The sequence below is a fragment of the Oscillibacter sp. MSJ-31 genome (assembly GCF_018918025.1).
GTDB lineage: Bacteria > Bacillota > Clostridia > Oscillospirales > Oscillospiraceae > Hominicoprocola.
In genome coordinates this window covers 1-12,948 of record NZ_JAHLPT010000020.1, presented here as the reverse complement: position 1 = coordinate 12,948, position 12,948 = coordinate 1, and the positions used below count along the sequence as shown (strand labels likewise).

Below are 12,948 nucleotides of genomic sequence, written 5' to 3'. Positions count from 1 at the left end.
TATGAAAATCGACATTTTTCAAAAACCGGGCAAAGAGAGTATTTTTCTCAGAAATATTTTCAGATTCTTCCCTTGGGTACCTTTTCAAATGGATTCCAATCCGTTATAATATATCTACCAACCTAACGAATAACGCGAGGTACCTCTATGAAAACGAAAGACAAGCCGCAGGCGAAGCAATACGTCATCTACTCCCGCAAGTCCAAATTTACCGGCAAGGGCGAGAGCATCGAGAATCAGATCGAGCTGTGCCGCCAGTACATTGCCATGCACTTTGGCGAGGACGCGGCGGAAAATGCGCTGGTGTATGAGGACGAGGGCTTTTCCGGCGGCAATCTGGAGCGCCCGCAGTTCAAGAAAATGATGAAGGACTCGCAGAAGATCGCCTTTGCCGCCATCGTGGTCTACCGCCTTGACCGCATCAGCCGCAACATCGGCGATTTTGCCAAGCTCATCGAGGACTTGGGCGACCGACACATTGACTTCATCTCCATCCGCGAGCAGTTCGATACGTCCTCGCCCATGGGCCGCGCCATGATGTATATCGCGTCGGTCTTTTCCCAGCTGGAGCGGGAGACCATCGCCGAGCGCATCCGGGACAACATGCACGAGCTGTCCAAGACCGGACGCTGGCTGGGCGGCACAACGCCCACGGGCTACGCCTCGGAAAGCCTGTCCAGCGTGACGGTGGACGGCAAGGTGAAAAAGGCCTGCAAGCTCAAACCCATCCCGGAGGAGATCCAGCTGGTCAAGACGATCTTCGAGGTGTTTATGGAGACTGGCTCTCTCAGCAAGACCGACCAGTACCTGTTGGAGCACCGCTGCGTCACGAAGCGCGGCAAGCAGTTCACCCGCTTTGCCATCCGGGGCATTCTGACCAATCCAGTCTATATGATCGCCGACGAGACGGCGTATCAGTATCTGAAAGAGAACAATGTGGATTTGTTTGCCGAGCGCGCAGAATTCGACGGCGAGCACGGTGTCATGGCATACAACCGCACGCTCCAGCGCCCCGGCAAGGCGAATCAGATCCGTCCCATGGAGGAATGGATCGTGGCGGTGGGCAAGCATCCCGGCATCATCGCGGGCAGCGATTGGGTGCGGGTGCAGGCCATGCTGGATGTCAACAAATCTAAGAGCTACCGCAGACCCCGCAGCAATGTGGCGCTGCTGTCCGGGCTGCTTCGCTGCGGCGAATGCGGCGATTACATGCGCCCGAAGCTGACCAACCGCCGTACCGCGGACGGCGAGCTGATCTACACCTACATGTGCTCCACCAAGGAGCGCAGCCACGGCACGGTCTGCTCTATGAAAAACTGCAACGGCAACACGCTGGATGCCAAGATCATCGAGGAGATCCGCAAGCTTTCCGCCGACAAGGAGACCCTTACCCGGCTGCTGGCGCAGACCAAGAAGGTCATCAGTGGCAGCAAGGAGGGCTACGACGCAGAGCTGGCGCTGCTCCGGGAGAAACACGCCGAGACGGAGGACCGCATCAAGCGGCTAGTAGAATCCCTGTCCGTTGCCAGCGAGACCTCCGCGAAGTACGTCATGGAGCAGATCGACGCGCTCCATCAGGAGAGCGAGACCCAGCAGATGCGCCTTGCCGAGCTGGAAGCCCTGACTGAACAGAGCCGAATGCTGCATCAGGAGTTCGCCTTCCATCAGGAAATGATCGAGTCGTTTGCCAGCGCGGTGGATTCTGCCACGCTGGAGGAAAAACGCCGCCTGCTGCGCACCATCGTCAAAAAGGTGGTCTGGGACGGCAAAAACGCCTATGTGTACCTCTTTGCGGAGGATGGAGAGGCGGATTTGCCACCCATTGACCAACCTATATATCCGTTGGGAGAGGATAGCGAATGAGATCCTGATGTATTTCCGCTCGCGTAAGAAGCTGCAGGGCGAGGTCTCGCTCTCGGACTCCATCGAGACGGATCAGGACGGCAACGACCTCATGCTGATGGACGTGGTCGGTGTGGACGACACGATGCTCTCCGACCTGCAGGACCGGGAGGACAGCGTGCTGGTCCGCCGTCTGGTGTGCGAATGCCTGACCGACCGCGAGCGCGAGATCGTCACGCTGCGCTACGGCCTCGGCGGCCGGATGCCGCGCACCCAGCGCGAGATCGCAAAAAAACTCGGCATCTCAAGAAGCTATGTCTCCCGCATCGAAAAGCGGGCGCTGGAAAAGCTCGAAGAAGCCATCGGCGAGCGCGGCTGACCCCTTGCAATTCCGCGCCGCAGCGGGTATAATACGACTGAAAATTTTGCCGGTGGGGAGGACTGTTCCATGTACTATATCGGCATTGACCTTGGCGGAACAAACATCAAGGGCGCGCTTGTGAGCGAGACGGGCGAGATCGCGCGGGAGGTGAGCCGTCCCACGCGCGTCGAGCTGGGCGCGGAGGCGGTCTGCGACGGCATCGCCGCGGTCATCACAGAGCTTTCATCCGGCGAGGACCGGACCTCGCTCGGCGGCGTCGGGCTCGGCTGCCCGGGAACGGTGGACGACGAGACCGGCCGCGTGCTCTATGCGAACAACCTCGGCTGGAAGAACTTTGACCTGCGCGCGGCGGTCAAGTCGCGCACGGGCTTTGACCTGCGCATCGGCAACGACGCGAACGTGGCCGCGCTGGCGGAGGCGCTGGTCGGCTGCGCCAAAGGTGCGCAGAGCGCCGTGATCGTCACGCTCGGCACAGGCGTCGGCGGCGGCGTGGTGCTGGACGGCAAAATGCTCACGGGCTACACCGGCGCGGCGAGCGAGCTGGGCCACATGGTCATCCGCGCGGGCGGCGAGGAATGCACCTGCGGACGGCGCGGCTGCTTTGAGGCTTATGCCAGCGCGACCGCGCTCATCCGCGAGACAAAGCGCGCGATGGCTGCGCATCCCGAGAGCCGGATGCACGCCGCTGCCGAGGAGAACGGCGCGGTGGACGGACGCACGGCGTTCATCGCGGCGCAGCGCGGCGACGCCGCCGCGCAGGCGGTGGTGGATCGCTATCTGGACGACCTTGCCTGCGGCGTTGCCAACATCGTCAACATCTTTTTCCCGGAGGTCATCGCGCTCTCCGGCGGCGTGGCCAATCAGGGCGACGCGCTGCTTGTCCCGCTGCGGGAGAGGGTGCGGGCGCTGAGCTACGGCTCGCGCTATGCCGTGCGTCACACGCGCATCGAGCTCTGCACGCTCGGCTACCGCGCGGGCGTCATCGGCGCGGCGCTGCTGGCGAAGCAGAGCTGAAAGGAAGAACAGAACAATGGCAAGGAGGGCAGCCGCTGCGGCGGCTGCCCTCCTTGCTGCACCAGATGATGAAATTTATCCTGCGGCCCTTGACGCGGCGAGCCCGTAGAGCCCATTCGTCGGGTCCTGCCAGAGCGGGAGGCGGATGGGGCGGTAGGTGAAGAACACGAATGCGAAGGCCAGTGCCCACAGCAGGAGAAAGCCGGCGAGCTGCCACGCGCCGCCGCGCAGCGCGCCGCGCGTGAGCAGACGGAAGCTCATAAAGTAGAGCAGCGCGTCCGCGAGGAAGAAAATGGCGATGTTCACCCAGTCCGGCGTTTTGCCGAACATCCCGCCGAGCGAGTAGAAGAGCACGGGGATCGCGAGCAGACCGAGCAGAATGGACGCGGCCTTGGCGGCAAAGAAGCTCCGCAGCGGCTCGGCAAAAACGATGAATTCAACCATGGTGAAGAGAAAGAACGGCACGAACAGCAGCTTCATGTGCTCCCAGGTGGACTCATTGACGGCACAGAACGCCGCGATGAGCGGATCGCCTCCGGTCCACTCGTACACGAAATGCAGCAGCGTACCGACCGCGCCGGTGAACGCGAAGCCAATCAGCTCCCAACGCAGCAGCCTTTTTTGCATAAGGACACCTCCGTTTATTTGCTTTGTCCATTGTATGGATTTCAGCGTCATTTTATCCCACGCGATACAAAAACCGCCCGGCCGTCCTTGACGCGGCGGGCGAAAACCGCTATACTCATTATGGTTATCTGCCGCGCGGCGGTGCCGGACAAAGAAAGAGAGGCTTCGGCGGAGCTCGCCGATGATTTCGGAATGGATGAGCAGATGTCCCCGCTCGCGGGGAGACAAAATATTGAATTTACCAACCGTCAGCTCGTGAGCCTGATTTTGCCGATGCTGGCCGAGCAGCTGCTCGGCATCACGGTGGGTCTTGCGGACTCGCTGATGGTCGCGACCGTGGGCGATGCGTCGATCTCGGCGGTGTCGCTCGTGGACAGCGTCAGCGCGCTGATGATCTACATTTTCTCCGCCATGGCGACCGGCGGCGCGGTCGTGGCCGGTCAGTACCTCGGCCGGCGCGAGCGGGAGGAGGCCTGCCGCAGCGCGCAGCAGCTCATGGTGCTGCTCGGCGTGGTGTCGCTGGCGGTGACGGCGCTTTTATACATGTTCCGGGACCTGATCGTCACCCGCCTTTTCGGGCACATCGACGCGGACGTCATGGAGGCGACGAACATCTATTACAGCTACGTTATGGCCTCCATTCCGGGCATCGCGCTCTACAACGGCGGCGCGGCGCTCTTCCGCACGATGTCGCGCTCCGGTGTGTCGCTCAAGGTCTCGCTGCTGATGAACGGCATCAACGTGGCGGGCAACGCCATTTTGATCTTTGGCCTCGGCTTCGATGTGGCGGGCGTCGCCATTCCCACGCTCGTCTCGCGCACGGTGGCGGCGGTCGTGATCGTGTGGTTGCTCTTCAACGAAAAGCTCGAGCTGCATCTTTCCGACATCCGCGCGTTCCGCTTTGAAAAGCGCGTCATGCGCAACATATTCCGCATTGCCATCCCCAGCGGCGTGGAGAACGGGATGTTCCACTTCGGACGGCTCATCCTCTTCAGCCTCATCTCCACCTTCGGTACGGCGAGCATCACGGCCAACGCCATCGGCAATACGATGGGCAATTTCCATGTGTTTGCCGGGCAGGCCATCTGCATGGGCCTGACTACCGTGGTGAGCCAATGCGTCGGCGCGGGCGCCTATGACCGCGCGCGGTACTATATGAAAAAGCTGACCGTCGCGACCTATGCGGTCATGGCGTTTATCAACATCACGCTGATCCTCTGCATCCCGCTGATCCTGCGCGTGTACGATGTTGCGCCCGAGGCTGCCGTGCTGGCGCGCAAGATCATGCTGCTCCACGGCAGCAGCGCCATCGTGCTGTGGATGCCCTCGTTCATGATTCCGTACTTCCTGCGCGCCGCGGGAGACGCGACCTTCACGATGGTCGTGAGCATGATCACCATGTGGCTCGTGCGTGTGCTGGGAGCCTATGTCATCGGCCGCTATCTCGGCTATGGCGTAGTCGGCGTGTGGTTCGCCCACGCGATCCTCGACTGGGCGACGCGCAGCGTCATTTTCTACGCCCGCTACCGCAGCGGAAAATGGGAGCGCATGGCGATCCGATCATAGCGAAAGTGCAAAAAAAGAAAAGCCGCGCGGTCACGGCGTTTCTTTTTTCCGGTCTTACATTTCCACGGTGATGTTGTCGGTCCCGTGCTGCTCAAATTCACCTAAGTACACATCCATGCGCTCGCGCAGCTCGTCGTAATTTTCCGGCGTGGGCGCGTCGGAGTCCATGTCGCGCAGGGCAAGCTCCTGCGCGAGGATCTCGAAGAACATCGTGTCCTCGTAGGCGAGAATAGCCTCGTGGATGCCGCCCTCGGCGAAGGCGCGCGAGGGGATCAGCTCGCCCTGATAGGACTCGACCAGCGGCACCATGCCGTGGTTGATGCAGTTGGAGAAAACGGTGCTCTCCACCTCGTCGTACTCGCGGATGCGGTCGTCGCCGCGCGTGGAGTTGAGCACCCAGTTGCCGATATAGACCAGATCAAGAAGACGGCGGAATTGCTTTTCCGTCAATTCGATTTTCATGCTGCGCCTCCTGTGATGCAGATTTCAGTTTCCATGATGATAGCACACTCTGCGTCAAAATGCCATAGCAAAAACAGGCAGAATGTGAAAAAAGAAAGGGGGATCGCTTGTGAAAGAGGACGTTTCCGTCCGCGTGTGCGGCGTGCAGCGCTGCCCCGGCGCGGAGGAGGATGTAAGCGAGCTGGTGTGCGAGGGCGTCTTCAAGCATACGGCGGACGGCTGGCTGCTCGCCTACGAAGAGCCGTCGGAGGCCGGTACCGTCAAAACACTGCTCCGCTTCGCGGACGGCCGAGTCACGCTCACGCGCCGCGGCGCGGTGCGCAGCGAGATGACCTTCGCGGCGGGAGAGTGCCATACCATATTCTATGAGCTTCCCCTCGGACGCTTGACAATGGAGCTTCACACGGACAGCGTTTGCGCGTCCTTTGACGGAGCGTGCGGCACGCTGGAGCTATGCTACCGCCTGACGGTGCGGGACGAAACGGTGAGCGAGAACCGGCTCACGGTCACGCTGGCTCCGCGCTGAGTGGAAAAACGCTGCATTCAGGCCAATTCTGCCAAAGGACCAAATCGGAGAGCACCGATGTGGTCATTTTGCTGTGACAAACGGGAAAAACGGGCGGAAATACCAAAAAACGGCGCTTGAATTTGAGCCAAATGCACATAAAAAGAGGCAGAAGTGCTGCTGAATTCATGACTGGTATACAATCTGCAACTACAACTGGTACTTGCGAACCTGTTAATTTAGTATAAAGTAGTAAATGACAGCGAATTGACCAAAAAAAGACGGGAAGGAAGATCGGTTTTTGGCTCTCGCGTCAATCTATCTTTTAAGGAGAGAGAAGAAAGTGGAAAATAACACCACGAAAAGCAGAGGCAGCCTGAAGGCTCTGTTCCTCATCCCCTCGATCATCGGCGTTATCCTGTTCATGATCCCCGTCAAGAATGCGGACGGTGATTGGACGGTCGTCGTCAAGATCATCGCGGACATCATCTCCGGCGCCATCGGCGGCTTCCTGCCCCTGCTGTGCGTCATCATCCTGACGGTCTCCGCCGTCATGTGCCTTGTTGCGTTGGGAAAGCCCAAGTTCATCATGGACAGTCCCATCCTCAAGGAATGCTTTGCCTGCGGCCCCATCTGGGTCGTCATCCGTGTGCTGGCCGCCATCTTCGTGTGGCTGACCTACCTCGGTGTGGGCTCTGAGGGCACCGGCCTTGTGAGCCTCATCACCAGCGGCGATCAGGGCGGCTTCGTGCTCTACGACCTGCTCACCACCCTCGTCATCATCTTCGTTATTGCAGCCATCCTGCTGCCCCTGCTGCTCGACTTCGGTCTGCTCGAGTTCGTCGGCGCAAAGCTCACCAAGGTCATGCGCCCGCTCTTCAAGGTCCCCGGTCGTGCCGCGGTCGACTGCATCACCTCATGGATCGGCGACGGCACCCTCGGCGTTATGCTCACCTGCAACCAGTACGAGGGCGGCTACTACACCGCCAAGGAAGCGAGCATCATCGCGACGCTCTTCTCCGCTGTTTCCATCACCTTCACCCTCGTCGTTCTCGATACGGTCGGTATGCTCGACAAGTTCGGCATCTACTACCTGATCGTCTGCCTCGTCGGCATCGTCTGCGCCATCATCTGCCCCTATCTCTACCCGCTGCGCAACAAGCCCAACACCTATCTGGTTCCCGGCAAGGCCGCTCCCGACACCCTGCCCGAGGGCTACAAGAACTCCACTGAGTACGGCATGGACCTCGCGCTCAAGCGCGTCGCGCAGCACAAGGGCATCGGCGAGTTCTTCGCCAGCGGCGCCAAGAACGCCTGCAGCATGTGGTTCGGCGTTCTGCCCACCGTTATGGCGGTCGGTACCGTTGCTCTGATCCTTGCCAACCACACCCCGATCTTCGCCTGGCTGGGTCTGCCCTTCAAGCCCCTGCTGGAGCTGCTCGGTGTGCCCGAGGCCGGTGCGGTTGCCTCCACGATGATCGTCGGCTTCACCGATATGCTCACGCCCGCCATTCTGATCGCGGAGTGTGCCAGCGATATGGCCCGCTTCATCGTCGCGGTCGTCTCCGTCACGCAGGTGCTCTACCTCTCCGAGGTCGGCGGTCTGATCCTCGGCTCCAAGCTGCCCCTCAACATCTGGGAGCTGTTCGTGATCTTCCTTGAGCGTACTATCATCAGCCTGCTGATCGTCTGCCCCATCGCGCATTTGCTGTTTTAAGTAAGACGGGCAGGATCATCGTTACATAGCAAACGAGAGCCGGAGCACCGTAGAGGTTCTCCGGCTCTTATTTCACCAGGCGCTGCGCACGGAAGGAGAAAGCATGGACGTCAAGCTGGATAAACAAAGCAAAATACCGGTCTATCTGCAGATCGTGGATCAGCTTCGCGCGCAGATCATGTGCGGTGCGCTGCCGTCCGGCAGCGTGCTGCCCTCGGAGCGCGGCCTGGCTCAAATGCTTGAGGTCCACCGCAACACGGTCGTCAAGGCGTATGGCGAGCTCAAGAGCGACGCATGGATCGAGTCCCGGCAGGGCATCGGCTACGTCGTCGCCGTCCCGCCCGCGGCGGAGGACGGCGGGAAAGGGGAGGCGGGAGCCTCCGACAAGCCGAGCCGCCGCGTGAACTGGATCAATGAGATCAAGGATCGCCACCTCGACATGGAAAAGACCTTTGACGATCTTTTCCAGCGCTTTACCGACGAGAGCAAATACTCCCTCGGCAGCGGCATCTCCACCAACGAGGTGTTCCGTCCCGAGCGCGTCGCGCACGACATCGCGCCGCTGATGACGAGCGCGGGCTGCTGCCAGTATTTCTACAGCCCCTATAAGGGCGACAAGTTCCTGCGGCAGAAGCTTGTCTCCTTCCTCAGCACCAAGGGCGTCAAGGCGTCCACCGGCGAAATACAGATATTGTCCGAGACGAATCAGGCGGTGGACTTCATCGTGACGCTCCTCGTCCAGCCCGGCGACACCGTGGTCATGGAGGAGCCGGTCCACCCGGATATGTCCCGCGCGATGGAGCTGGCCGGCGCGAAGATCCTCACCGTGCCGGTGGATCAGGACGGGATGCGCGTGGACCTGCTTGAAAAGCTCATCCTTCACAAGCATCCGCGCTTCATTTTCGTCAATTCGAGCTTTCACGATCCCACCGGCCACATCCTCTCGCTGGAGCGGCGGAAGAAGATCATCGAGATCTCCAACACCTACCGTGTTCCCATCGTGGAGGAGGACGCCGCGAGCGAGCTCGTTTACGAGGGCGAGAAGCTGCCGCCCATCAAGGCGTTCGACACGCTGGAAAACGTCATTTACATCTATTCCTTCTCGCTGACCTTCGTCACGGGCCTGAGCATCGCGGTCGTTGCGGCGAATGCCGACGTCATCCGCAGCCTGAGCTATCTGGTCTCCGTGCGCCTGATGGCGTCGGACTGGATGACGCAGAAGCTGCTGGGCCGCTATCTCGACGACGGCACCTACTATAAGGCGCTCGATGAGTTCCGCGCCAGCTACAGCCGCAAGCAGCGGCTCGTGTGTGAGAAGCTTGACGAGATGGCTGCCCTCGGCGTGTCCTATGAGCGACCGCGCGGCGGCGTGTACATCTGGTGCCGCCTGCCCGACGGGGTGGACAGCAAGCGGTTCATCAACCGGGCCTACAACATGGGCCTGATCCTCATTCCGGGCTATGTGTTCTACCCGTTCAAGAACGGCGGGCGGAACTATGTCCGCATCAACTACTCCTATGAGTCGGACGAGCGCCTGCTCGCCGGCATGGAGGTCTTTCGCGCGGCGCTGCTGGAGTCGCTTGAAGGCTGACTGGCACATGAAAAACGCAAAACACTGATACTACCATTTTTCGCGCGGCCGAGTATACTGGTTTTAGTGAAAAGCTATGAGAAACGCGCGAGCATCCAGATAAAAATTGTTGAACCTGAATAAGCAAGCCGACGGATTTTCGGCTGCTGTTCAGACCGTTGGGAGTGGCGCGTGCTGCGCGCTGCCGTCCCGGGAAAGGAGCAAGTATGTACCCCGGTATCCATAATTTTTCAGAGATCGGTAAGCTCAATAAGGTCCTGCTGCATCGCCCCGGCAAGGAGCTGGAGGCGCTGACGCCCGCTACGCTCGAGCGTCTGCTGTTCGACGACGTGCCCTACCTCAAGATCGCGCAGGAGGAGCATGACAACTTTGCCCGCGTGCTGCGTGAGAACGGCGTCGAGGTCGTCTACTATGTCGACGAGGTCGCCAAGGCCATCGCCGATCCCGCCCGCCAGATCCAGTTGGTGAACGACTTCCTGAACATCAGCAAGATCCATGCCAAGGGCCTGCGCGCGTCCATGACGAGCTATCTCCTGAATATGCCGCCCAAGCAGATGGTCGCCGAGCTGATCGCCGGCATCAAGCGCAGCGAGGTCGCCACCAAGGAGGCCACCTCCCTCATGGACCTCGTTGAGGACGACTATCCCTTCGTCTCCGATCCGATGCCCAACCTCTACTTCACCCGCGACCCCGGCGCCTGCGTCGGCAACGGCATCAACATCCACCGGATGCACACGCCCGCCCGCAAGCGCGAGAGCCTGCTGCTCAAGTATATGTACCTCTACAACCGTGACTTTGCCACGGAGGAGAACAAGCAGTGGTACGACCTTTCCGACAGCTACTCCATCGAGGGCGGCGACGTGCTCGTGCTCTCCAAAGACATCGTGGCGGTCGGCCTGTCCCAGCGCACCACCGTCTCCGGCGCGGAGACCTTTGCCCGCAACCTGCTGCAGAACTCCGGTTTCAAGAAGGTCCTTGCCTTCGATATCCCCGAGACCCGCGCGTTCATGCACCTCGATACCGTCTTTACGATGGTCGATTACGACAAGTTCACCATCCATCCGGAGATCGAGGGCCCGCTGAGCGTCTACGAGATGATGCTCGACGAGCACGGTGAGCTGAAGTTCGCCGCCCTCAAGGACGAGCTGAAGGATATTCTGGCTCTTGAGCTCAAGTTGCCTGCGGTCGACCTGATCCGCTGCGGCGGCGGCGATCTGCTGGCTGCGCAGCGCGAGCAGTGGAACGACGGCTCGAATACCCTCTGCATTGCGCCCGGGCGCGTCATCACCTATGACCGCAACTACGTCACCAACGAGCTGCTCGTCAAGAAGGGCATCGACGTCATCACCATCCCGTCCGCGGAGCTTTCCCGCGGCCGCGGTGGTCCGCGCTGTATGTCCTGCCCAGTCAACCGCGACGACCTGTAAGCGTCTGGCGAGCTTTTCAAGCGGAAAGCAGGCGTCGGCGGCGAATCCCGCCGCTGACGCCTGCATATTTTATCGGATGAAAGTGCCCGCTGCGGTATAATCAAACGAAAACAGTAAAAAATTTGAAAAAGGGCTTGCATTTTGCGCTTCACAGTGCTATACTGCCTTTGTTGTCTGAAAGGACACGCGCCGTTAGCTCAGCTGGATAGAGCGTCTGGCTACGGACCAGAAGGCCGGGGGTTCGAATCCCTCACGGCGTACCAAAAGTCCTCGAAATCGTCTGATTTCGAGGACTTTTGCTTTTCATAAGTTCCGTTTTTAGTGTGCCGCTTTTTTCTGACCCAAACGCTGACCCCAACGGGAGCGGGTAGCGGAAAGCATCAGACGGCACGGGATAGGATATTGCCCATCGTCTGGGCAGCCTTGAGTTGGGCGTCGGTGGTGACGTGGGCGTAGGTGTCCAGCGTGAACCCCGCCGAGTAGTGGCCCAGCATCGAGGACACCGTTTTCACGTCCACGCCGTTCTGGAGCGCCATCGTCGCGAAGGTGTGACGGAGATCGTGGAATCGGATGCGGGGCAGCCCAGCCCGTTTCAGCACCCGCTGGAGCATGTGCAGGACGCTGTCCGGCGACATGGGGCCTCCGGTGGGGGACGGGAACACCCACTCGCTATTTCCGATCTTACATTTTTGCATTTTCAGAACGCTTATCGCGTCTGCCGACAGCGGCAGCGTGCGGTAGGCGTTTTTCGTTTTCAGCGGTGCCTCGACTACCTTGCCGTTCTGCCGTGAGATGGCCCGTTGGATTTTCAGCACACCACGGTCGAGGTCGACATCCGTCCACTTCAATCCCAGCAGTTCCCCACGGCGTAGTCCTGTGGCGAGGTCGAGGTAGTAGAGCTCGTACACGCCGCTGTCTCTGGCTTCTTGGAAGAAGGCGCTGAGTTGATCCGAGGTCAGCGTCCGCATCTCCTTGTGCTCCACCTTTGGCAAGGCGCAGCCCTGCGTGGGATTTTTTGTGACGAGGCGCTGTTCCTCGGCGAGGTTGTATGCCGAGCCGATCATCTGGTGGATGTTGCGCACTGTTTTGGGCGCCAGACCTTTCGGTTTCTTTTTCGCTTCGATGCGGTCTACCCGGCCGCCGTCCAACAGATGTTTGTAGAAGCGCTGTAAGTCCAGAAAAGTCAAGTCTGCCAGCGGAATGCTGCCGATTTGCGGTTTGATGTGGTTTTTCAGAAAGCCTTGCGAGGTTTTGAAGGTCGATGGGCGCAGCTTGATTTTTGCGTAGTTTTCCATCCAGACCTCCAGCCAACTCCCCACCGTGTAGGTCTTGGCCCGTCCGTAGTCGATACCGACGTTTTCCTCGATGGCTTTTTTCAGCTTTTCTTTTACTTCCGCTTGCGTCTTGCCGAGGACATTTTTGATGATGGCCTTTCCGGTTTCCGGATCGTGACCGACAGTGTATCTTCCCTCCCAGCGTCCGTCCTTGCGCTTTCGGATATTCCCTTCGCCGTTTGCTCGTCGTTTTGGCATGGTATCAGCCCCTTTCGCAACGAACAATACCGTAACCAAGGGAACAAAGCTACCGAAAAGCCGAACTGTTATCAGAAAGTTATCATTTGCACCTCGGAGCCGCGCCGCCTTATCTTTGTCTATGGCGACGCAATTTTTGCGCTGCCGGAGGCGTTCTTCTTTGGTTGGTACAAAATAAGCATAGCACCCGAAGCGTATAGGAAGCCTCGGAAGCTATGCTTATTTTTGTTATAATGGGAGGGCAATGGATGGACGGTTTCTTTGGTGAGCCAAGCGCTCGAGC

Annotated in this window: 11 protein-coding genes and 1 tRNA gene; 9 read left to right on the top strand and 3 right to left on the bottom strand. The window is 59.7% G+C overall.

Annotation, left to right across the window (positions count from 1 at the left end):
* Positions 1 to 147: 147 nt before the first annotated feature.
* From KQI17_RS10990 to KQI17_RS10980, 3 genes are all read left to right on the top strand, one after another.
* A complete protein-coding gene (locus tag KQI17_RS10990) occupies positions 148 to 1,863 on the top strand; it encodes a recombinase family protein (protein ID WP_216496274.1) in 1,716 nt (571 codons plus the stop codon).
* On the top strand, positions 1,823 to 2,221 hold the full coding sequence (locus tag KQI17_RS10985; protein WP_253285796.1) for a sigma-70 family RNA polymerase sigma factor: 399 nt from the start codon (positions 1,823 to 1,825) through the stop codon (positions 2,219 to 2,221). The genes KQI17_RS10990 and KQI17_RS10985 overlap by 41 nt, the downstream gene beginning before the upstream one ends.
* Positions 2,222 to 2,290: 69 nt before the next feature.
* Positions 2,291 to 3,238 (top strand): ROK family protein, encoded by a 948-nt coding sequence (locus KQI17_RS10980; RefSeq protein ID WP_216496272.1) that lies wholly within the window; start codon positions 2,291 to 2,293, stop codon positions 3,236 to 3,238.
* A gap of 75 nt (positions 3,239 to 3,313) precedes the next feature.
* Here the strand turns inward: KQI17_RS10980 and KQI17_RS10975 are convergent, their stop codons facing one another.
* A complete protein-coding gene (locus tag KQI17_RS10975; protein WP_216496271.1) occupies positions 3,314 to 3,865 on the bottom strand; it encodes a DUF6512 family protein in 552 nt (183 codons plus the stop codon).
* A 192-nt stretch (positions 3,866 to 4,057) separates the two neighbouring features.
* On the opposite strand from KQI17_RS10975, the gene KQI17_RS10970 reads away from it, so the two are divergent.
* Positions 4,058 to 5,431: an MATE family efflux transporter gene (locus tag KQI17_RS10970; RefSeq protein ID WP_253285795.1), complete on the top strand. Its 1,374-nt coding sequence runs from the start codon at positions 4,058 to 4,060 to the stop codon at positions 5,429 to 5,431.
* 54 nt (positions 5,432 to 5,485) lie between these two features.
* Here KQI17_RS10970 and KQI17_RS10965 read toward each other — a convergent pair whose 3' ends face one another.
* Positions 5,486 to 5,893: a hypothetical protein gene (locus KQI17_RS10965; RefSeq protein ID WP_022018628.1), complete on the bottom strand. Its 408-nt coding sequence runs from the start codon at positions 5,891 to 5,893 to the stop codon at positions 5,486 to 5,488.
* Between the two features lie 109 nt (positions 5,894 to 6,002).
* Here KQI17_RS10965 and KQI17_RS10960 point away from each other — a divergent pair, with 109 nt between their 5' ends.
* The 5 genes from KQI17_RS10960 (at position 6,003) to KQI17_RS10940 (ending at position 11,396) form a co-directional block, all read left to right on the top strand.
* Positions 6,003 to 6,419 carry a DUF1934 domain-containing protein gene (locus tag KQI17_RS10960; RefSeq protein ID WP_216496270.1) on the top strand — a complete coding sequence of 139 codons (417 nt, stop codon included), beginning with the start codon at positions 6,003 to 6,005 and terminating at the stop codon, positions 6,417 to 6,419.
* 322 nt (positions 6,420 to 6,741) lie between these two features.
* Positions 6,742 to 8,115, top strand: a complete 1,374-nt coding sequence (locus KQI17_RS10955; protein WP_371821991.1) for a YjiH family protein — start codon at positions 6,742 to 6,744, stop codon at positions 8,113 to 8,115.
* 103 nt (positions 8,116 to 8,218) lie between these two features.
* Positions 8,219 to 9,706, top strand: coding sequence for a PLP-dependent aminotransferase family protein (locus KQI17_RS10950; RefSeq protein ID WP_216496269.1), 1,488 nt, complete (start codon positions 8,219 to 8,221; stop codon positions 9,704 to 9,706).
* 206 nt (positions 9,707 to 9,912) lie between these two features.
* Positions 9,913 to 11,133 (top strand): arginine deiminase, encoded by a 1,221-nt coding sequence (arcA, locus tag KQI17_RS10945; protein WP_216496268.1) that lies wholly within the window; start codon positions 9,913 to 9,915, stop codon positions 11,131 to 11,133.
* Positions 11,134 to 11,319: 186 nt separating this feature from the next.
* A tRNA-Arg gene (locus tag KQI17_RS10940) sits at positions 11,320 to 11,396 on the top strand.
* A gap of 117 nt (positions 11,397 to 11,513) precedes the next feature.
* Here KQI17_RS10940 and KQI17_RS10935 read toward each other — a convergent pair.
* On the bottom strand, positions 11,514 to 12,665 hold the full coding sequence (locus KQI17_RS10935; protein WP_216496267.1) for a site-specific integrase: 1,152 nt from the start codon (positions 12,663 to 12,665) through the stop codon (positions 11,514 to 11,516).
* Between the last annotated feature and the right edge of the window lie 283 nt (positions 12,666 to 12,948).

Coding starts and splice junctions, on each gene's coding strand:
- KQI17_RS10990 (WP_216496274.1), top strand. CDS start 148: ATGAAAACGAAAGACAAGCCGCAGGCGAAGCAATACGTCATCTACTCC.
- KQI17_RS10980 (WP_216496272.1), top strand. CDS start 2,291: ATGTACTATATCGGCATTGACCTTGGCGGAACAAACATCAAGGGCGCG.
- KQI17_RS10975 (WP_216496271.1), bottom strand. CDS start 3,865: ATGCAAAAAAGGCTGCTGCGTTGGGAGCTGATTGGCTTCGCGTTCACC.
- KQI17_RS10970 (WP_253285795.1), top strand. CDS start 4,058: ATGGATGAGCAGATGTCCCCGCTCGCGGGGAGACAAAATATTGAATTT.
- KQI17_RS10965 (WP_022018628.1), bottom strand. CDS start 5,893: ATGAAAATCGAATTGACGGAAAAGCAATTCCGCCGTCTTCTTGATCTG.
- KQI17_RS10950 (WP_216496269.1), top strand. CDS start 8,219: ATGGACGTCAAGCTGGATAAACAAAGCAAAATACCGGTCTATCTGCAG.
- arcA (WP_216496268.1), top strand. CDS start 9,913: ATGTACCCCGGTATCCATAATTTTTCAGAGATCGGTAAGCTCAATAAG.
- KQI17_RS10935 (WP_216496267.1), bottom strand. CDS start 12,665: ATGCCAAAACGACGAGCAAACGGCGAAGGGAATATCCGAAAGCGCAAG.